Consider the following 20657-nt stretch of genomic DNA (forward strand, 5'->3'; position numbering starts at 1 on the left):
GCGACTGCCGCAGAGCGGAAAAATCATTTTGGTCGGGTTCGCGACGCGACGAATAGCGTTGCATGAGCAATACTCGATTCGCGGCAATCCAGGGTTGGGGTTGTCGCACCTCGCTATCCACCAGCCCTCACGGGTCGGCCGGGCTTGTCTCGCGCACGACTGAAGGCGAAGCAGCACAAGGACGTATACCCATGAAATCCGTTTCCCTCAGCGAAGCCAGCCTGCCCTCCCAGATCTGGAACAGTGCCCCGCAACTGGACAGCATTGCGGTCATCAACACCCAAACCCTGGTGCCAGCCGGTGCACGCGCAGTGCTCATTGCCCCGCACCCCGGCGATGAAGTCGTGACCTGCGGCGGCCTGCTGCAGTTGCTCAGCAACCTGGGCCACCCGCTGCAATTGATCTCGATCTCCGACGGCAGCGCCAGCCATCCCGGTTCTCGACAGTGGTCGGAAAAACGCCTCAGTGTGTTTCGTCCCCAGGAAAGCGTGGAAGCCATCCGCCGACTCGGTTTGCCGATGCACAGCCTGAAGTGGATCCGTGGCGGGTTTACCGACAACGCCCTGGTGGAACACGAAGAACGGATCACCCAGTTCATCAGGCGCTACCTGCGCCCGGGTGATGTGGTGTTCAGCACCTGGTGCGAAGACGGCAACGTCGACCACGACACCGTCGGCCGCGCCAGTGCCAGGGCGGCGGCCAGTGTGGGAGCCACCTACAACGACGTGCCGTTCCGGGCCTGGCACTGGCCGGCGCGGGACCGGGAGCTGATCCCCTGGCACCGTGCGCGCAAGGTGCGCCTCGATGCCTGGACCGTCGCCCGCAAGAGCCACGCCACCCACGCCTACGCCAGCCAACTCGACGGTGAACCCGCCATCGGCCTTGCGCCGTCGCTGCCGCGCACGCTGCTGGAGCGCATTCGTTTGCCTTATGAAATCGTCTTCGTCTAAGCCCACTGCGCTTTCTGTAGGAGCGAGCATGCTCGCGATGGTCGTCAACGATAACGCTGGTTGGCAGGCGCCCCGCGGTGTTCTCCGGTTTATCGCGAGCAAGCTCGCTCCTACAGGGGGCATTGGTCGCCGATGTTACGCCTCAGAGTGTCAGATCTGGCGCCTTGGCGTTAAAGGCAAACTGAACTGCCCGTCCATGCATCAGTCGCATGCATAGGCAGTCCCCAACCCCAGGAGCGAACGTGGCCAGTCATTCCAAGCGCCAATCAGCTGAACCGGTGCCGTTGAGTACTCCCCCGGACATCCACCGACTGCGCGTGCTGACGGTCAACACCCACAAGGGATTTACCGCGCTCAACCGGCGCTTCATCCTCCCCGAGCTGCGTGAAGCCGTGCGCAGTACATCGGCAGACCTGGTGTTTCTGCAGGAAGTGGTCGGCGAGCACGACCGCCACTCCTCCCGCTACAACGATTGGCCACAGACCTCGCAATATGAGTTCCTTGCCGACAGCATGTGGAGCGACTTCGCCTATGGGCGCAATGCCGTCTATCCCGACGGTCACCATGGCAATGCCCTGCTGTCGAAATACCCGATCCGCGAATACCGAAACCTGGATGTCTCCATTACCGGCCCGGAACGCCGCGGCTTGCTGCACTGCGTGCTGGACGTGCCGGGGCACAGCGAAGTGCATGCCATCTGCGTGCACCTCAGCCTGCTGGAAAGCCATCGTCAGCTGCAATTGCAGTTGCTCTGCCTGCTCCTCGAGTCCCTGCCGGATGATGCGCCGGTGATCATTGCCGGCGACTTCAACGACTGGCAGATGCAAGGCAATGCCGCCCTTGCCCGCCGCGACTACCTGCACGAAGCCTTCGAGCGCCACCATGGCCGCCCGGCCAAAACCTACCCTGCGCGGTTCCCCTTGCTGCGCCTGGATCGCGTCTACCTGCGCAATGCCAGCAGCCATGAGCCGCAGATACTCGGGAACAAGCCGTGGACCCACCTTTCCGACCATTTGCCGCTGGCGGTGGAAGTGCATCTTTGAATCGCGGCCGTTCGGTTCGAAGTGACGAAAGGTCATCCCCACCTGTTATTTCTGACAGTAGCCACGTTGTAGCGGTGCCTGCTACGTTGTTGCCGCCCTGACGGAAATCCGCAAGGGCTTGCGACACACACGTAGCGCCTTGGTTGCCGAAGGTACTTGCGGGTCATGGTTGCTCCCGATGTTGTCTTGCAACTCGCGCTGCCCAGCACGTCTGGTTCCTGGCCATCGATGACGGCCAAAGGAACGGAAGTTGATCCCATCGCGGAGGCAACATGGAGTTTTCGACAGATCTGTCCAAGTACCGTTATGGCGCCTGCCTGTTCTCGATCTGGTTATGTGCGAACTGGCCCCAACCCGCCTATGCAGCCTGCACACTTACCCCTACCGCCGGCGACGACAACTTCGTCTGCGACAGCGGCACCAGCGCGCCGTTGACCGACTTGTCGGGCAATAACACCCTGACCTTCCCCGCCAATGGCACCGGCAGGATCAACGGCAACGTGACCTTCGGTGCCGGCGCCGACGCTGTGAACATCGCCTCGGGCACTGTGATCGGAACGATCAGCCAGGGCAGCGGCATCGATGACTTCATCATGTCCGGCGGAATCATTGAGTCCCTGGCCCAAGGGGACGGCCGCGATACCTTCCTGATGATCGGCGGCACCATCGTCAAGGCCTTCGAAGATGGCGACGTGGCCAGGATGACCGGCGGTACCATCGGCCGGGTCGACATGAAACTCGATAACAATATCTTCGATATGTCCGGTGGGCAGATCCTCGGCAATCTGGTGACGGGTTTAGGCACCGATACCATCATCGTTTCCGGGGGGCGTATCGGCGGCAACATCAGTGTCAGCAACGGCAACGACAACATCACCGTCACCGGCGGAGAAATCGCCGGCGAGATTCGCGCCGGCAACGGCGATGACACGCTGGTGTGGGACGGCGGCGGGATCATCCGCTCGCAAGTCCTGATGGAGGCAGGCAACGACCGCGCCACTTTGAGCAATCTGACCGAAAGCACCCTCGCCCTGACCCCGAGTCTCAATGGCGGTAGTGGCAATGACTTGCTGACCTTCGATCACACCATCTCATCGGGCGCTGCCCGGTATATCAATTGGGAAACCCTCAATCTGGTCAAGAGCTCGCGACTGGATCTCGATGGCAATCTTCAATTGGGGGACAGCACCACGGGCACCGGCGTGTTCAACATCGACGGCAGCAGTATGCTTACGTCAATCCGGGGCAGCATCTCATCTTCGACCGCGGGCCGGCTCGCCACCTTGAACAACAGCGGGGTGATCGACCTTGCCAGCGGTAACTCGCGTACCAACGACACCCTGACCGTTGAAGGCAATTACCTGGGTAACGGCGGCCAGTTGCTCTTGCAAAGCGCAGTGGGCGATGACAGCTCCCCCAGCGACAAGCTGGTGGTCAACAACGGAACGCTGACCGGCAGCACCCTGATCAGCGTCACCAACCTTGGCGGCGCGGGGGGGCTTACCCAGCAAAACGGCATCCAGTTGGTTCAGGCCAATGGCACGGCGGTCAGCGACAACACCGCGTTCGCCCTCAAAGCCCCGGTATCGGTTGGCGCTTTCGATTACCGCCTGTTCAAAGGCGGTATCACACCGGGCAGCGAAAACAGTTGGTATTTGCGCTCCTCGGTGGTGGCGCCGCCCGTGGTTGCCGTCGCCAATCCTGATCCCGCTTTACCGCCGACGCTGGAGCCCATCGTGGCAGTGCCGGTCGCCGCGCCCGTGGTCGTGGCAACCGGGGTACAAGGATCTGAAGGCGTCGTGACGCTCAAAGCTCTTGTGTTACCGGCCGCCGTACCCGGCGCAGAACCTATCCCCCTGTATCGCGAGGCGGTGCCTGCCTGGTCGGTGGTGCCGCCGGCTGCAGCACAATTGACCCTGACAGCACTGGGTACCTTTCATGACCGTCAGGGCGATCAGCGTCTGCTGACCGAAACCGGCGCCTTGAGCGCAGGTTGGGGACGGGTCTACGGCAAGAACCTCGATCAGACCTGGGCTGGCACCGTCACACCAAGGCTGGATGGCTCGCTCAATGGCTTCCAGGTCGGCAATGACCTGTTCAGCTCACAACTGGCGGGTGGGCAAACCCAGCGCAGCGGTTTCTTCATCGGCCACAGTCGCCTGCAAGGGGATGTCGATGGTTTCAATCAGGGCTTCGAAGGCAAGCGCTCCGGCAACGTCGAGCTGAAAGGCGACAGCCTTGGCGCCTACTGGACCCTCACCGATCCCGCCGGCGCCTATTTCGATGCCGTGGCCATGCACACCTGGCTCAATGGCGACAACCGTTCCGAAAGTGGCCTGAAGATCGACAATGATGGCCACGTAACGACGTTATCAGCAGAGGTCGGATACCCGATCACCGTGGCAGGCAACTGGGTGGTCGAACCCCAGGCCCAGGCGGTTTACCAGAAGGTCAAACTCGACAGCCAGGACGACGGCATCTCCCATGTCTCGTTCGATTCCGACAGTGCCTGGACCGGCCGCGTCGGCGCACGCCTCAAGGGTCGCTACGAAGTCAGTGGCCGGCCGCTGGAACCCTATCTGCGGGCCAATATCTGGCACACCTTCACCGGTACCGACACGGTCACCTTTGACCATGTCGATCAGGTCGAAACCCAGCAACGAGCCTCGTCCGCCGACCTCGGAATCGGGATGGTGCTGAGCGTTGCGGCTTCCGTCAGTGTGTATGCCGGTGTCGACTACACCAGCAATATCGACAGCAACCAACAACGGGGGACATTCGGTAACGTGGGGGTTCGGGTGAAGTGGTGAGGAGTTGAAACCGCTCGATCCAGAGGGAGTTCGCCAAGACACCACCAAAGTCCAAAAAGCTCAGCGAGGTACCTCCCTATAAATCATACAAGACAAACTCAGGGAGGCACCTGCAAATACGTTATATCTGCGGCCGCAACATCAACACCGCCAACGGCGGCAAATTCAACACCAACGACAACGCCTGCCCATGGCTCGGCGTTTCCTCTGCAACCGCGCCTCCGCTATTACCGTAGTTGGAACCGGCATAGATGGACGAGTCGCTGTTAAGCACCTCATTCCACTGCCCGGCAAACGGCACCCCGACGCGATACGCCTCGCGCGGTACCGGTGTGAAGTTGGCCACCACCAGCACAGGCCGGCCGTCCTTGCTCCAGCGTAGCCACGCATAAACGCTGTTGATCGCGTCATCGCCGATCAGCCACTGGAAACCCTGCGGCACATCGTCCTGCTCATGCAGCGCCGGTTCTTCGCGGTACAGGCGATTGAGGTCGCCGACCAGTTTCTGTACGCCTTTGTGTTCGGAGTACTGCAGCAAGTACCAGTCCAGTTGCTGATCGTGGTTCCACTCGCGCCATTGGCCGAACTCGCAGCCCATGAACAGCAGTTTCTTGCCCGGATGCGCCCACATGAAACTCAGGTAGGCCCGCAGGTTGGCGAATTTCTGCCAGCGGTCGCCAGGCATTTTGTCGATCAGCGAGTGTTTGCCGTGTACCACTTCGTCGTGGGAGATCGGCAGGATGAAACGTTCGGACCAGGCGTACACCAGGCCAAAACTCAGCTCGTTGTGGTGATGGGCGCGGTACACCGGGTCCTGCTGGATGTAATGCAGCGAATCGTGCATCCAGCCCATGTTCCATTTGTAGGCAAAGCCCAGGCCGCCCTGTTGCGTGCCCTGGCTGACGCCTGGCCATGCGGTGGATTCCTCGGCGATCACCAGCGCACCGGGTGCTTCCAGGGCGACCACATCGTTGAGGTGGCGCAGGAAGTCGATGGCTTCCAGGTTCTCGCGCCCGCCGTGGCGGTTCGGCACCCACTCGCCAGCCTTGCGCGAGTAATCGCGGTACAGCATCGAGGCCACGGCATCGACGCGCAGGCCATCGACGTGGAAATGCTTGAGCCAGTGCAGCGCCGACGCCAGCATGTAGCCGTGCACTTCGGTGCGCCCCAGGTTGTAGATCAGCGTGTCCCAGTCCTGGTGGAAGCCTTCCTGCGGGTTGCCGTACTCGTACAGGGCTGTGCCGTCGAACTGGGCCAGGCCGTGGGTATCGGTGGGGAAATGCGCCGGCACCCAGTCGAGAATCACCCCGATGCCGGCCTGGTGGCAGGCATTGACGAACGCGGCGAACTGGTCCGGCGTGCCATAACGCGCACTCGGCGCGAATTGCGACAGCAACTGATAACCCCACGAACCGCCGAACGGGTGTTCCATGATCGGCATCAGTTCGATGTGGGTGAAACCCAGGTCTTTGACATAGGGAATCAGTCGCTCGGTCAGTTCCGGCCAGGTGTACTGGCGGGCCACTTCACCCAGATCGTCCAGTTCGCATTGCCACGAACCGGCGTGCAATTCGTAGATCGACAAGGGCGCCGTCACCCGCTGATGGTCGCCACGGGACAGCATCCAGTCCTGGTCCTGCCAGTCGATTTTCAGCGGCGAGGCGACTTTCGAGGCGGTGTCCGGCGGCAGGCTGGTGGCCAGCGCCATCGGGTCGGCCTTCAGCGGCAGGATGCCGTGGGCACCGAGAATTTCGTACTTGTAGGCGTCCCCTGCTTGCAGGCGCGGGATGAACAACTCCCAGACCCCGGTTGGATGCCGCAGGCGCATCGGATGGCGGCGCCCGTCCCAGACGTTGAAATCACCGACCACCGACACCCGCCGGGCATTGGGTGCCCACACCGCGAAACGCACACCGTCGACGCCGTCCACCGTCTTGAGCTGGGCACCGAGGCACGCGCTGAGGTCGCGGTGATTGCCTTCGGCAAACAGGTACAAGTCCATGTCGCCCAGCAAGGGGCCGAAGCTGTAAGGGTCTTCGGCCGTCTGCTCGCCACCGGCCCAACGGGTGCGCAGCAGATACGCTTGTGCGCGGTCGAAATGCCCGGCAAACAACCCCGGCGTCTCTGTGGCTTGAAGACTCCCAAGCGCTTCGCCCGAGTCCCTGGCCAGAACTTCTACACTCAGGGCCCCTGGCAGATAGGCGCGGATGAACTGTCCACCGGCACCATCACCGTGGGGGCCAAGTATGGCGAAGGGATCGATATGCTCGGCGCGCACCAAGGCATCGATATCCCGTGCGCCGGGCAGCAGCGCTTCTTTGTGATGACCCTGTTCCTTGTTCGAGACACTCATGACTACTCTCCACCAAGATCGGAAAAGGGTTTAAGCCCACTCAATAATCCATATAAACCGTGCAACGGCACGGGCAACCAGGTGGGGCGATTTTCCGCCTCATAGGCCACTTCATACGCCGCCTTCTCCAGACCGAACAACGCCAGCGCAGCGTCCTCGCCTTCGGGATCTTGCCATGCATGGGCAAGACTAGCTGCCGCCAGCCGATAGGCGTCGACAAATGCTGTTCGCGCTTCACTCAAATAGCGACCGGTGACCCGCACACGCGCGGCATCGGCTCCCGCCGTGTTATCGACGCTGTGCACGTTGATCGCCATGGCCGCCGCATAGTCGAAGGAACGCAGCACGCCACTGACATCCTTGTACGGGCTGTGTTTGCCCCGACGTTCATGCAAGGGCCGCGCCGGTTCCCCCTCGAAGTCGATCAAGTACGCATCGCCCTTGATCACCAGCACCTGGCCCAGATGCAGGTCGCCGTGCACACGAATGCGCAAACCGCCTGCAGTCTTTTTGCCCAACGTTTGCACATGTCCGAGGATGGCTTTTTTGTTGTCCAGTAAACGGCTGACCAGGGTCTGGTCCGCCGGGCTCAGTTGATTTTGATGCTGCTTGAGCAAATTCAGCGCGTGCTCGATTTGCGTTGCGACATCCCTGGTAGAGGCCAGCGCGTCCTTTTGCGTGGTGACCTGCGGCAAGAAGTCCGGGTTGGCATTGGGCGCTGCCAGCACCTGATGCATTTCCCCCAGACGCCGGCCCAGCATACCGGCGAAATCTTTCAGTTCGACGAGCGCGTTGTAGTGTTGCTCCTGCTCGGACATGGCGTCGGCCAGTTCATCGCGCAGCGCCCGTTCGAGGTTGTTTTGCGTCCATTCCCAGGCATCGCCCTGATTGTTCAGGTAGCCCTGGGCGATCATCAGCAGGTTGTCTGTACCCGCCCCGTCCCGGCGCACCACGGCCCCCAGCAGTGGCGAGATATTGCTGAACCCGGCTGCGGTCAGACAGGCGCTCATCTCAAGCTCGGGATGCACGCCGCTGGCGACCTTGCGGATCAGCTTGAGCACCATGCTGTTGCCGATCACCACCGAGCTGTTGGACTGTTCCGCCGACAGGTAGCGCACCGGCGACTCCGCGTTGAGGCCGAGTTTTTCCAGTTCGGCGGTGGCCTCGAAGCGAATGTCGCCATCGCTGCAGGCCAATACGGTGCCAGCCTGAATCCCTTGCAATACGGCATGCACGAAGGACTCCAGGCTGAAGGCATCGGTGATCAGGCCGACCTGGCGTCCGCGCCGTACCCGCGACAGCGCCAGCTGCTGCGGCAACGGCGTACCGACCTGATCCTCGGAGATAAAGCCGAACGGCAACTGATAGCGACTGCTCTGGCCACCGCTGGTGACATTGATCTCACTGAACAGCACCGGATGCTGCGCATCGCCGAAGCGCACACCGTAGGCCAGATCGACCTGCTCGATGGCGGCGTCCTTACCGGCGAACCAGCGACGATTCTGCAACCAGCTGGGCAGGATGCTTTGCTCAAGGGTGTGGCGTGACGGCGCTTCGAGCAGTTCCTCCATGCGTTTTTTCAGCACCAGCGTGGTGAAGTCCGGCAGACTTTGTGCGGGTTCCACATGCCAGCTGGGCATCTGGTTTTCCGCGGCGAGGCCGAACCAGTAAAAGCCGTAGGGCGCGAGGGTCAGGAGGAAATTCAGCTGGCCGATGGGCGGGAACGCGTTACCCCCGAGCATCTCCACCGGCACCATGCCGACGTAGGCCGACAAATCGAGTTCGGCGGCCTGGGCACTGCGCGACACGTTGGCCACGCACAGGATGATTTCGTGTCTGCCGTCCGCCCCGGTGTATTCACGGGTGTAGGCCAGAATCCGCCGGTTGCTCGGCGACAGCATCTTCAATGTACCGCGCCCGAAGGCCTTGGATTGCTTGCGCACGGCGAGCATGCGCCGGGTCCAGTTCAACAGTGAATGCGGGTCGCCAGCCTGGGTTTCGACGTTGACCGACAGATAGCCGTATTGCGGGTCCATGATCGGTGGCAGCACCAGGCTGGCCGGGTCGGCGCGGGAGAAACCGCCGTTGCGGTCGATGGACCATTGCATCGGCGTGCGCACGCCATCGCGGTCGCCGAGGTAGATATTGTCGCCCATGCCGATCTCGTCGCCGTAATACAGGGTCGGCGTGCCGGGCATCGACAGCAACAGGCTGTTAAGCAGTTCGACCCGGCGTCGATCACGCTCCACCAGCGGCGCCAGGCGCCGGCGAATCCCCAGGTTGATCCGCGCCCGGCGGTCGGCGGCGTAGTAATTCCACAGGTAATCGCGTTCCTTGTCGGTGACCATCTCCAGGGTCAGTTCATCGTGGTTGCGCAGGAAGATCGCCCATTGGCAGTTGGCGGGGATATCCGGAGTCTGGCGCAGAATGTCGGTGATCGGGAAGCGATCTTCCTGGGCCAGCGCCATGTACATGCGCGGCATCAACGGGAAGTGAAAGGCCATGTGGCATTCGTCGCCGTTCAGGCCTTTTTTGTCGGTGTCGCCGAAGTACAGCTGGGTGTCCTCCGGCCACTGATTGGCCTCCGCCAGCAGCATGCGGTCGGGGTAATTGGCATCGATTTCGGCGCGGATCTGTTTCAGGACGTCGTGAGTTTCCGGCAGGTTTTCGTTGTTGGTGCCGTCGCGCTCGATCAGGTAGGGAATCGCATCCAGGCGCAAGCCGTCGATGCCCATGTCGAGCCAGTAACGCATCACCGATAGCACCGCTTTCATGACTTGCGGGTTATCGAAATTCAGGTCCGGCTGGTGGGAATAGAAACGGTGCCAGAAGTATTGGCCGGCGACCGGGTCCCAGGTCCAGTTGGACTTCTCTGTATCGAGAAAGATGATGCGGGTGCCGTCGTATTTCTGATCGTCGTCGGACCACACGTAGAAGTCCCGCGCCGCCGATCCGGGTTTGGCCTTGCGTGCGCGCTGGAACCACGGGTGCTGGTCGGAGGTGTGGTTGATGACCAGTTCGGTGATCACCCGCAGGCCGCGTTTGTGTGCCTCGGCAATGAAACGCCTGGCATCGGCCATGGTCCCGTAGTCACTGTGCACGCCGCGGTACTCGGCGATGTCATAACCGTCGTCGCGCCGTGGCGAGGGGTAGAAGGGCAAGAGCCAGATGGTGTTGACGCCCAGGTCGGCGATGTAGTCGAGCTTGGCGATAAGCCCGGGAAAGTCGCCGATCCCGTCGTTGTTGGAGTCGAAATACGATTTGACGTGTACTTGATAGATCACCGCATCCTTGTACCAGAGCGGGTCCTTGATGAACGTGGCTGCCTTGGGTTTCTTCGCCATGTGAAACTCCTGGTGAATTCATCTTGGCCACAGGCTGAGAATCCCCTGTGGTGTTCTCAAGAGGCGGTAATTCTCCAAATCCCGAACGGCTGGTACGCCGGGTCGATCCGCATGAACTGATGCTTGCCATGCCAGGTCCAGCGATGACCATTCATCAGGTCTTCGCCCTGGGTGCTGGCGTCGTCGGGCAGCCCCATTTCCCACAGCGGCAACTCGAAATTCGCCTCCTGCACGTTGTGCGGATCGAGGCTGACCGCCACCAGGATGAAATTGCCTCCATCGGCGCTGCGTTTGCCGAAGTACAGGATGTTGTCGTTCCAGGCGTTGTAGACCTTCAGGCCCAGATGCGAGTGCAGCGCCGGGTTCTGCCGACGGATGCGGTTGAGCTGGGCAATCTCGGCAATGATGTTGCCCGGCGCGTTGAAGTCCCTGGGGCGGATCTCGTACTTCTCGGAGTCCAGATACTCCTCCTTGCCCGGTACCGGTGCCGACTCGCACAACTCGAAACCCGAGTACATGCCCCACAGGCCTGACCCCATGGTCGCCAGCACGGCGCGGATGAGGAACCCGGGACGTCCGGAGTCATGCAGAAACGCCGGGTTGATGTCCGGTGTATTGACGAAAAAATTCGGCCGGTAACACTCGCGCCACGGCGATTCATTGAGTTCGGTGAAGTAGGTCGCCAGTTCGGCCTTGGTGTTGCGCCAGGTGAAATAGGTATAGCTCTGGGAATAACCGACCTTGCCCAGGCGCGCCATCATCGCCGGAGTAGTAAAGGCCTCGGCCAGGAAGATCACTTCGGGGTACAGCGCCCGTACATCGGCGATCAGCCATTGCCAGAACGGCAACGGCTTGGTGTGCGGGTTATCGACGCGAAAGATCTTCACGCCCTCCTCGACCCAACCCACCACGATGTCGCGCAGCTCCACCCACAGGCTCGGAATCGCCTCGGGGGCATAGAAGTCGACGTTGACGATGTCCTGGTATTTCTTCGGCGGGTTCTCCGCGTACTTGATCGTGCCGTCAGGCCGCCAGTTGAACCAGCCGGGGTGCTGCTTGAGCCATGGGTGGTCCTGGGAGCACTGGATGGCGAAGTCGAGGGCGATTTCCAGGCCGTGCGCCGCAGCGGCCGAGACCAGTCGCCGGAAGTCTTCGCGAGTCCCCAACTGCTTGTGAATCGCCTCGTGGCCGCCCTCCTCGCTACCGATCGCATAGGGACTGCCCGGATCATCGGGGCCTGCCGTCAGCGAGTTGTTCGGGCCCTTGCGGTAACTGCGCCCGATCGGGTGGATCGGCGGGAAATACAGCACATCGAAGCCCATGTCGTGGATCATCGCCAGCCGCGAATGCACGTCGTTGAAAGTACCGTGGCGTTCCGGGCTGTCGGTGATCGAACGCGGAAACAACTCATACCAACTGGCGAATTGCGCCAGCTCGCGCTCCACATCCACCGGGTACTCCGGGCTCAGGCTGAGGTAAGCACGATGATCGACGCGGGCCATGAGATCGGCGCTACGTTGGTGCAAAAACAGTGCGACCTGCTCGGTTTCGAGCAGTCCTGCCAGTTCATGGTGCAATGCCGCCAATTGCTCACTGAGCTGCCCCTCACTGCGCTCGGCGGCTTGCTGCACCTGGATCCGCCCTTCCTGCAATTCGAGGCTGACGGGCACCGCTGCCACATGCTTCTTTTCCAGTTCGTAGCAAAAACTGGCGAACTGATCGATCCAGGCTTCGATACAGTAAAGATAACGGCCCTGACTGTTCACCCGGAACTGCCCCTGCCAGCCGTTGTTGCCCAGATCGTGCATGACAGCGCTTTGCCAGACATCCTCGTCCTCGGCCCGCCAGCGCACGCGAACCGCTAGCTTGTCATGCCCGTCGGCAAAGACCTTGGCGGTGACCACCACATCCTGCCCCACCACCGCCTTGACCGCGAACTGCCCGCCGTCAAGGGTCGGCATGATGTTTTCTATGACAATGCGCGGCAGCAACAGCGCCTGCGACAGCGGCATGTGCGGGTTGTAGCTCAACTCAGTCGGTTTTTCAGCCGTCATCGAGCCTCTCTCCTTACGCCCCATGGACGCGCTTGTGTCTGGTCGCTACCCCAACGGGCCATCCGCCCCGGGACCTACTCACTTAGGTTCCGAGCGATGGCTGCCGGGAAAAGTTCATCAGCAATTTGCGGAATCAAATCGTTCGCACAGCAGTCCACCTACTTAAGCACGACTCACGCCACGTGCCACCGGAGGCTTGAACCATGACCAATCCATTCCCGGCAGAAACCCCCGATCCAAACATCGACAACCCGGTGATACCGCCGAGCGAACCACAACCGGTGCCCGAACAGGACCCACCCGGCACAACCCCGCCGCCAAGGGAAGAACCACCAGCGACGATGCCGCCGGTGATTGTGAATCCTGAATGAAGACAGTTGATCGTTCCTGCCTCGACACCAGGAACGATCATCAAAAATGAATGACGCTTCCCAAGTACCTGTAGTACCGATCCTAAAGCGCCCATTCTGCCCGTCCGACACTTTACGAAACTTGCACCCCGCGCCTTATATAGCCATCACTTCTTCAGCCTTGAGTGTGGTTAGCCATGAAAACGTTTTTTTCCAGCGTCAGCGAATTCACAAACAAAGCTAGCGCACAGCACCACGCGCTACACCGTGAACGACCTACCGACGGCTGGCCATCCCTTGAAAATATTCAACTACGAATTTCTTTGCTTCGAAGCCGAGCGCAATCCCTCTGAACAATCAACCAAAAGCTCAATCATCAGGGAACTGGAGAAACATTTGCTGCACGGTGATATGGACTACAGCCAGCACGAACTCTCGGAAACGAAGAGCAACGAGCCGGACTCAGGCTGTGAAGCAACTGCGCAGACAGGGTTAATCCCTGACAGCGCCTAGGGTTGATGATCCTTGTCAATCAGCTTCACGATCCTCGGCATCACACTGAACACCCCCAGCGCCAACAGCGTGCTGAGCACTGCCGTCGCCTCCCGGCCCAGCCCGGTGGCGACGCCGATGGCGGCGGTCATCCACAGGCCGGCGGCGGTGGTCAGGCCCTTGACGTCGCTTTCGTCGCCTTCGCGGTTTTTCAGGATGGTGCCGGCCCCGAGAAAGCCGATCCCGGCAATCACGCCCTGCACGACCCGACTCATGGCATCGGCCTGTGAACCGGACATTTGCGGCACCAGCACGAACAGCGCCGCCCCCATCGCCACCAGCATGTGGGTGCGCACGCCAGCGGCCTTGCCCTGGTGCTCGCGCTCGAACCCGAGAATCCCGCCCAGCAAGGCGGCCATCAACAGACGCACGGTCATCCGCGTCAATTGCGAGGCATCGGTAATGTCGGCGAACTCGGCTTGCAGGGTCACCCAGACTTCGTGCCACCAGGCGTTCATGGTGTTGTCCTTGTGAGGAGCCATGGAGAGTGGACCGCAGCGACCATTAATCGGTTGCACAGAACGATGACCGGCGATTGCGGCCTGAAACTTTAGATACCCCTGAAAATGGATTCCGCCATGACCGTGCGCATTGAGAACCAGACCTGCTTTTTCACCACCGAAAATGGCGAACAAATTCGTCTGTGTCCTGACGTGACCATCGTCACCGATGGAAGCAAAGCCATGTCGGCAGTGGACATCGAAGGCCAGCGGATCTACATCACCGAAGCGGAAGCCGACGCCTTGACCGTCGCAGGCGCGGTGGATGGACGTCGGCACCTGAAAGCCAGCGACAGTGATTCGGTGATTTGACTGACGTTGATCAACACCCGCCGCAACTGTTTTGCCCAAGCGTTTGCACCTTTGTGCGACAGGTGCTTCAAGTTGTCGCAGGCCGGGCGGTCATGGCCATCTGATCCGCTTTTTAATGCAATACCTGAGTCTGTTATGCAAACAGATCGCCGCTCATAGTGCTCATGCCTGATGGAGGCTGATGAGCGAAAGACCATGAGCGAAAGAATCCCCGTCCGAACCGTAGAAACATTCGAGCCTTCGCGTCCAGGGACGAAGGCCAAAACCAGTGACAACCTGATCCACACCCGCAGCTTCACCGGGCTGTTCCGCAACCTGCGCATCAGCGGCGCGGGTTTTCTGTTTTTGCTGTTTTTCGGCACCGTGTGGTTGAACTGGGGCGGCCGACAGGCAGTGCTCTGGGATCTTTCCGAAAGTAAATTCCATATCTTCGGCGCGACTTTCTGGCCGCAGGACTTCATCCTGCTGTCGGCGCTGTTGATCATCGCCGCGTTCGGCCTGTTCGCGATCACCGTGTTTGCCGGCCGGGTCTGGTGCGGCTACACCTGCCCACAAAGTTCGTGGACCTGGATCTTCATGTGGTGCGAGAAAGTCACCGAGGGCGAGCGCAACCAACGGATCAAGCTGCAAGCCGCGCCGTGGGGGCTCAACAAACTGATGCGCCGCTCAGCCAAACACACCTTGTGGCTGGCCATCAGCCTGCTGACCGGCCTGACCTTCGTCGGCTACTTCACTCCGATCCGACCACTGGCCGAAGAGCTGCTGACCTTGCAAATGAGCGGCGTCAGCCTGTTCTGGGTGCTGTTTTTCACCGGTGCCACCTACATCAATGCCGGCTGGTTGCGTGAAGCGGTGTGCATGCACATGTGCCCTTACGCGCGTTTCCAGAGCGTGATGTTTGATAAAGACACCCTGACCATTTCCTACGACGTGGCCCGTGGCGAAAACCGTGGCCCGCGCAAACGCGAGGTCAAACCCGCCGAGGCCGGTCTGGGCGATTGCATCGATTGCCAGCTCTGCGTACAGGTCTGCCCGACCGGCATCGACATCCGCGATGGCTTGCAGATGGAATGCATCGGTTGCGCCGCGTGCATCGACGCCTGCGATTCGATCATGGACAAAATGGGCTACGCCCGGGGACTGATCAGCTATACCTCCGAACATCAGTTGCAAGGTGGCAAGACGCACCTGCTGCGTCCGCGCCTGATCGGCTACACCGCCGTATTGCTGGTGATGATCGCCGCCCTGGTGGTGGCATTGATGGAACGGCCGATGGTCTCGCTCGACGTCAGCAAGGACCGGGGCCTGTTTCGCGAAAACAGCCGGGGGCAGATCGAAAACATCTACAGCCTGAAGGTGATCAACAAGACCCAGCAGCGTCAGGACTATCAATTGAGTCTGGTCGATGCCGATGATTTCGAGTTGCAGGGCAAGACCGTACTGAGCCTGGCGCCGGGCGAGATTGTCGACGTGCCGGTGTCGGTGGTGATGCTCACGGAACGCCCGGCCAGCAGTTCGCAGAGCATCGGCTTCGAAGTGATCGACAGCGATGAGCCTGGCGTCTACAGCGTGGCGAAGAGCCGGTTTGTTGCGCCAATGAATCGCTGAGCCTTTAAGATGTTGACTTGGTGAAGTGCAGTCTTGTTTTGGCAACGCAATCCACTGTGGCGAGGGAGCTTGCCCCCTCGCCACAGGCAGCCCCCTCGCCACAATTAATCGAAACGACTCCATTGCGGGACACCGATGAAACGCTACGAAAAATTCGCTGACGACATCGCAGAACTGATCCGCACCGGCGTCCTGGGTCCCGGCCAGCGTGTGCCGTCAGTGCGCTACGCCAGCCAGACCTACGGCGTCAGCCCGTCGACGGTGTTCCAGGCCTACTACCTGCTGGAACGTCGTGGACTGATCCGCGCCCGTCCGCGCTCCGGCTATTTCGTCAATGCCCATGCGCCGCGACCGTTTTCCGAGCCGGTGATCAGCAATGAGGTCAACGAATCCACGGAAGTCGACGTCAGCGAGCTGGTGTTTTCGGTACTCGACTCGATCAAGGACCCGAACACCGTGCCCTTCGGCTCGGCATTCCCCAGCCCGACGCTGTTCCCCCTGCAACGCTTGTCCCGCTCCCTGGCCAGCGCCACCCGCGAGATGGACCCGCGCATGGTGGTCACCGACCTGTCGCCGGGCAACCCGCAGCTGCGCCGGCAAATCGCCCTGCGCTACATGGTCGGCGGGCTGATGCTGCCCATGGAAGAACTGCTGATCACCAACGGCGCCCTGGAAGCCCTCAACCTGTGCCTGCAAGCGGTGACGCAACCTGGCGACCTGGTGGCCATCGAAGCCCCGGCGTTCTACGCCTGCCTGCAAGTGCTCGAACGGCTGAAACTCAAAGCCGTGGAAATCCCCGTGCACCCGCGCGACGGCATCGACCTCGGCGTGCTCGAACAAACCCTGGAGCGTCATCCGATCAAGGCCTGCTGGTGCATGACCAGCTTCCAGAACCCCATGGGCGCGACTGTGCCCGAGGCCAAGAAACAACAGCTCGTGGAACTGCTGCGCCGCCACCAGGTGCCGCTGATCGAAGACGATGTCTACGCCGAACTGTATTACGGTCAACAAGCCCCGAAACCGGCCAAGGCATTCGATACCGAAGGTCTGGTGATGCATTGCGGCTCGTTCGCCAAGAGCCTGGCCCCCGGTTACCGCATCGGCTGGGTCGCCGCCGGGCGCTACGCGCAGAAAATCGAACGCCTGAAACTCATGACCTCGCTGTGCGCGTCGATGCCCGCCCAGGCGGCGATCGCCGATTACCTGCAACACGGCGGCTACGACCGGCACCTGCGTAAATTGCGTCATGCGCTGGAAGACCAGCAAGCCGCCATGCTCGCCGCCATCGCCCGCTATTTCCCGGCGCAGACCCGGGTCAGCCAACCGGCAGGCGGGTACTTTTTGTGGCTGGAATTGCCGGAGCAGATGGATTCGTTGAAGTTGTTTCAGATGGCGCTGGCGCAGGGAATCAGCATTGCGCCGGGGCCGATTTTTTCACCGACGCAAAGGTTCAGGAATTGTATTCGGTTGAACTATGGGAGCCCGTGGGATGAGGCGGCGGAAAAGGCGATGGAGACGTTGGGGCGGATTGTGCGGTCGTTCTGATAAACAGTCGTCGCCCGGTCAAATGCCTTCGCGGGCAAGCCCGCTCCCACAAGGAATCTCGGGTGTTCACAGACTTTGCGTACACCAGGTAACCCTGTGGGAGCGGGCTTGCCCGCGAAGAGGCCAGCACTGACAACGCGAACCTCAGATCAACGCCCACCGCCAAGATCGACGAAAGTCCCCGTCGCATAGGAAGCCTTGTCCGACAACAACCAGACAATCGCCTCGGCCACTTCATCCGGCCGCCCGCCCCGTGCCATCGGGATCGCCGATTCCAGCTTGCTGACCCGGTCCGGATCGCCGCTCAAGGCATGAAAATCGGTGTAGATGTAGCCCGGGCGCACCGCGTTGACACGGATCCCCTCTCCCGCCACTTCCTTGGACAGGCCGATGGTGAAGGTGTCCAGCGCCCCCTTTGACGCTGCGTAGTCGACATATTCGTTGGGCGCGCCCAAGCGTGCGGCCACCGAGGACACGTTGACGATACTGCCGCCCTGCCCGCCGTGTTTGGGCGACATGCGCAGGATCGCGTGCTTGGCGCAGAGGATCGGCGCCAGGACGTTGGTTTTCATGATCTTGAGAATGCGGAACTCGGACATTTCGTCGACCCGGGACTTTTGCCCCACGGTGCCGGCGTTGTTCACCAGCGCCGTGACCCGGCCCAGTTCATTGTCGACCCGATGGAACAGCGCGATGACTTCGTCTTCGATGCTGACGTCGGCCCGTACCGCAATGGCTTGCGCACCGAGGGCGCGGACTTGCTCCAGCACGCCGAGTGCAGCCTTTTCGTCCACCTGGTAGTTGATGCAGATCCGATAGCCCTGCGCGGCGGCCAACAGTGCGGTGGCGGCACCAATGCCGCGGCTGCCGCCGGTGATGACGATGACTTTGTCCATGCGAGCCTTCCCCCCAATCAAAGCTTAAGCGGTCGGGGGCAAGAATAACCGCCATTGATGGTTTTTGCATGGCTTCGGTGGCGTTTGCACAGACGCCATCGCGGGCAAGCCACGCTCCCACAGGTTTTGCATATTCTGTGGGAGCGTGGCTTGCCCGCGATGAACGATGACACGGACTATCAAGCCAGCGCCAATCGCTCCGAGCGATGGATTTCCATCATGAAACCTGCGGCTGGCAGCGGATGCCCCAGCAGGTAACCCTGCAACGAGTCGCAGCCCAGTTGCGTCAGGAAGTCCTGCTGCGAGTCCGTCTCCACTCCCTCGGCAACGATGCGCAACCCCAGCGCCTGGCCGAGCGCCACGATGGCCGAAACGATCGCGGCGTCATCGCTGTCGTGCTCCAGGTCACGGACAAAACCGCGGTCGATCTTCAGTTCGTTGGCCGGCAGGCGCTTGAGATACATCAAACTCGAATAACCGGTGCCAAAATCGTCGATGGACAGGTCGACACCCATTTCCGAGAGTTCCTGGAGCACCGTCATGCTCGCGTCGGCATCGCTCATGGCGGTGGTTTCAGTGATTTCCAGGGTCAGGCTATTGGCCGGCAGATGGTGAGTCGCCAATGCCTTGGCGACGCTCTGGACCAGCCCGGCATGGCAAAACTGGATGGCCGACAGGTTCACTGCGATGCGCCAATCGGTGTAGCCCAGCACGTACCACTCGCGCATCTGGCGGCACGCTTCGTTGAGCACCCACTCGCCGATCGGAATGATCAGCCCGGTCTTTTCCGCCAGTTCGATGAATTTGTCCGGCAACAGCAAGCCTTGCGTCGGATGCTCCCAGCGCAACAGGGCCTCGGCGCCCACCGGCCGGCCATTGGCGGCATCGAACTTGGGCTGGTAATGCAGGCTGAATTCCTGATGCTCCACGGCATTGCGCAAATCCTGCAGCAATTGCAGTTGCTTGCGCGCGTTGGTGTTCATCGAGGCGTCGAAAAAGCTGTAGCCGTTTTTACCCGCGCCCTTGGCGTGGTACATCGCCGCGTCGGCGTTCATCAGCAATTCGTGGGCGGACTGCCCGTTACCCGGATAGAGCGCGATGCCGACACTGGCGGAAATGTGCAAATCATGTTCGGCAACCCGGAACGCCTGCGCGATCAACCCGACCTGGCGGGCCGCGAGGTTCAAGGCATCGTTCTGTTCGCTCAATTGCACCAGCAACACGAACTCATCGCCGCCGATCCGCGCCAGGGTGTCCTGGCTGCGCAAGTCTTCGCGCAGGCGCAGGGCCACTTCGCGCAACAGCAAGTCGCCCATGTGGTGGCCGAAGGCATCGTTGACGGGTTTGAAGCCGTCCAGGTCGATGAACATCAGGGCAAAGCAACCACCCTGTTCACGAACCCGCGACATGGCCTGATCGATTCGGTCGGCGAGCAACGTCCGGTTCGGCAACCCGGTGAGGGTGTCGTGCAGGGCCAGTTGGGTCAGTTCACGGTTGGCTTCGGTCAGCGACTGGGCCAAGCTTGCAGTGCGAGCCTCCAGGCGCGCATCGAGGATCGAGGTCAGCAAGGCAATGCACAGCACCGCCAACGTGGTGATCAGCACCAGGTTGTCCAGACCCTTACCATTCAGGCCGTCGACCGCAGCCCCGCAAAAGCTGCCATCGGCAAAGCGTGCAGCGGCCATCCCTGTGTAGTGCATGCCGACGATGGCGATGCCCATGATCACGGCGGCACCGCCGCGGATCAGGCGGACATAAGGCGTGTGTTGGCGTAAATGGAACGCGATCCACAATGCCGCGCCCGAGGCAGCGACAGCGATCATCAGCGAAGCGCCGAACAGCGTCGGGTCATAGTCGATGCCTGGTTGCATGCGCATGGCCGCCATACCGGTGTAGTGCATCGCGCTGATGCCAGCGCCCATGACCAGCGCGCCAAAGGCCAGTTGCCAGGCCGGCAGTTTTGGCTGGCTGACCAGCCACAGCGCGAAACCACTGGAGAGCACGCCGATCAACAGCGACAACAGGGTGATTGCGCCGTCATAGCCCAGATCGATCGGCAGCTTGAATGCGAGCATGCCGATAAAGTGCATCGACCAGATGCCGATGCCCATGGCAATGGCCCCGCCGGCGGTCCACAAATGCACGGCGCGGCCTTTGGCAGTGGCAATGCGTCCGGTCAGGTCGAGTGCGGTATAGGAAGCGAGAATCGCGACACAGAGCGAAATGATAACCAGGGTGGGGGAATAGCTACCGATGAGCATGGGGACTTCTCGCGAATGCCCCCGTTAATGGTATTGATTCTCGCCGGGGGAAAATGCGGCGATTGTACTGATTCCGAAT

At 61.1% G+C, this 20657-nt stretch carries 14 protein-coding genes; 8 read left to right on the top strand and 6 right to left on the bottom strand.

The genetic code is table 11. The features are described 5' to 3' along the window. Positions 1–191 precede the first annotated feature (191 nt). The 3 genes from AC3WN7_RS06855 to AC3WN7_RS06865 all read left to right on the top strand — a co-directional run bounded on the left by AC3WN7_RS06855 (position 192) and on the right by AC3WN7_RS06865 (position 4803). Positions 192–950: a PIG-L deacetylase family protein gene (locus tag AC3WN7_RS06855; protein WP_015095294.1), complete on the top strand. Its 759-nt coding sequence runs from the start codon at positions 192–194 to the stop codon at positions 948–950. A gap of 242 nt (positions 951–1192) precedes the next feature. Next, a complete protein-coding gene (locus AC3WN7_RS06860; RefSeq protein WP_095967066.1) occupies positions 1193–1993 on the top strand; it encodes an endonuclease/exonuclease/phosphatase family protein in 801 nt (266 codons plus the stop codon). Between the two features lie 272 nt (positions 1994–2265). After that, positions 2266–4803 (top strand): autotransporter family protein, encoded by a 2538-nt coding sequence (locus AC3WN7_RS06865; protein WP_102673564.1) that lies wholly within the window; start codon positions 2266–2268, stop codon positions 4801–4803. 121 nt (positions 4804–4924) lie between these two features. On the opposite strand, the gene glgB is transcribed toward AC3WN7_RS06865, so the two are convergent. The 3 genes from glgB to AC3WN7_RS06880 are packed head-to-tail and all read right to left on the bottom strand — an operon-like array spanning position 4925 to position 12554. Then, on the bottom strand, positions 4925–7156 hold the full coding sequence (gene glgB / locus AC3WN7_RS06870; RefSeq protein ID WP_102673565.1) for a 1,4-alpha-glucan branching protein GlgB: 2232 nt from the start codon (positions 7154–7156) through the stop codon (positions 4925–4927). A 2-nt stretch (positions 7157–7158) separates the two neighbouring features. Next, positions 7159–10500 carry a maltose alpha-D-glucosyltransferase gene (gene treS / locus AC3WN7_RS06875; RefSeq protein WP_102673566.1) on the bottom strand — a complete coding sequence of 1114 codons (3342 nt, stop codon included), beginning with the start codon at positions 10498–10500 and terminating at the stop codon, positions 7159–7161. 56 nt (positions 10501–10556) lie between these two features. Beyond that, positions 10557–12554, bottom strand: a complete 1998-nt coding sequence (locus AC3WN7_RS06880) for an alpha-1,4-glucan--maltose-1-phosphate maltosyltransferase (RefSeq protein ID WP_102673567.1) — start codon at positions 12552–12554, stop codon at positions 10557–10559. Between the two features lie 203 nt (positions 12555–12757). Here AC3WN7_RS06880 and AC3WN7_RS06885 point away from each other — a divergent pair, with 203 nt between their 5' ends. Next, positions 12758–12925: a hypothetical protein gene (locus AC3WN7_RS06885; RefSeq protein WP_172435747.1), complete on the top strand. Its 168-nt coding sequence runs from the start codon at positions 12758–12760 to the stop codon at positions 12923–12925. A gap of 246 nt (positions 12926–13171) precedes the next feature. Then, entirely contained in the window at positions 13172–13417 is a 246-nt protein-coding gene (locus tag AC3WN7_RS06890; RefSeq protein WP_095967061.1) for a hypothetical protein, read from the top strand. On the opposite strand, the gene AC3WN7_RS06895 is transcribed toward AC3WN7_RS06890, so the two are convergent. Then, entirely contained in the window at positions 13414–13914 is a 501-nt protein-coding gene (locus tag AC3WN7_RS06895) for an MgtC/SapB family protein (RefSeq protein WP_095967060.1), read from the bottom strand. The genes AC3WN7_RS06890 and AC3WN7_RS06895 overlap by 4 nt on opposite strands. A 120-nt stretch (positions 13915–14034) precedes the next feature. Between AC3WN7_RS06895 and AC3WN7_RS06900 the strand changes: the two genes are divergently transcribed. The 3 genes from AC3WN7_RS06900 (at position 14035) to mapR (ending at position 17421) form a co-directional block, all read left to right on the top strand. Next, positions 14035–14268 carry a DUF3203 family protein gene (locus AC3WN7_RS06900; protein ID WP_095967059.1) on the top strand — a complete coding sequence of 78 codons (234 nt, stop codon included), beginning with the start codon at positions 14035–14037 and terminating at the stop codon, positions 14266–14268. A 195-nt stretch (positions 14269–14463) separates the two neighbouring features. Beyond that, positions 14464–15876, top strand: coding sequence for a cytochrome c oxidase accessory protein CcoG (gene ccoG, locus AC3WN7_RS06905; protein ID WP_102673568.1), 1413 nt, complete (start codon positions 14464–14466; stop codon positions 15874–15876). Between the two features lie 135 nt (positions 15877–16011). Then, complete coding sequence (mapR, locus tag AC3WN7_RS06910; RefSeq protein ID WP_102673569.1) at positions 16012–17421, top strand: GntR family transcriptional regulator MpaR; 1410 nt, start codon at positions 16012–16014, stop codon at positions 17419–17421. A gap of 149 nt (positions 17422–17570) precedes the next feature. Here the strand turns inward: mapR and AC3WN7_RS06915 are convergent, their stop codons facing one another. Together AC3WN7_RS06915 and AC3WN7_RS06920 are read right to left on the bottom strand one after the other, a co-directional pair. Then, positions 17571–18317, bottom strand: coding sequence for an SDR family oxidoreductase (locus tag AC3WN7_RS06915; RefSeq protein WP_095967056.1), 747 nt, complete (start codon positions 18315–18317; stop codon positions 17571–17573). 179 nt (positions 18318–18496) lie between these two features. Next, positions 18497–20578, bottom strand: coding sequence for a putative bifunctional diguanylate cyclase/phosphodiesterase (locus AC3WN7_RS06920; protein WP_095967055.1), 2082 nt, complete (start codon positions 20576–20578; stop codon positions 18497–18499). Between the last annotated feature and the right edge of the window lie 79 nt (positions 20579–20657).

It is taken from the genome of Pseudomonas sp. FW305-70 (genome assembly GCF_058783925.1).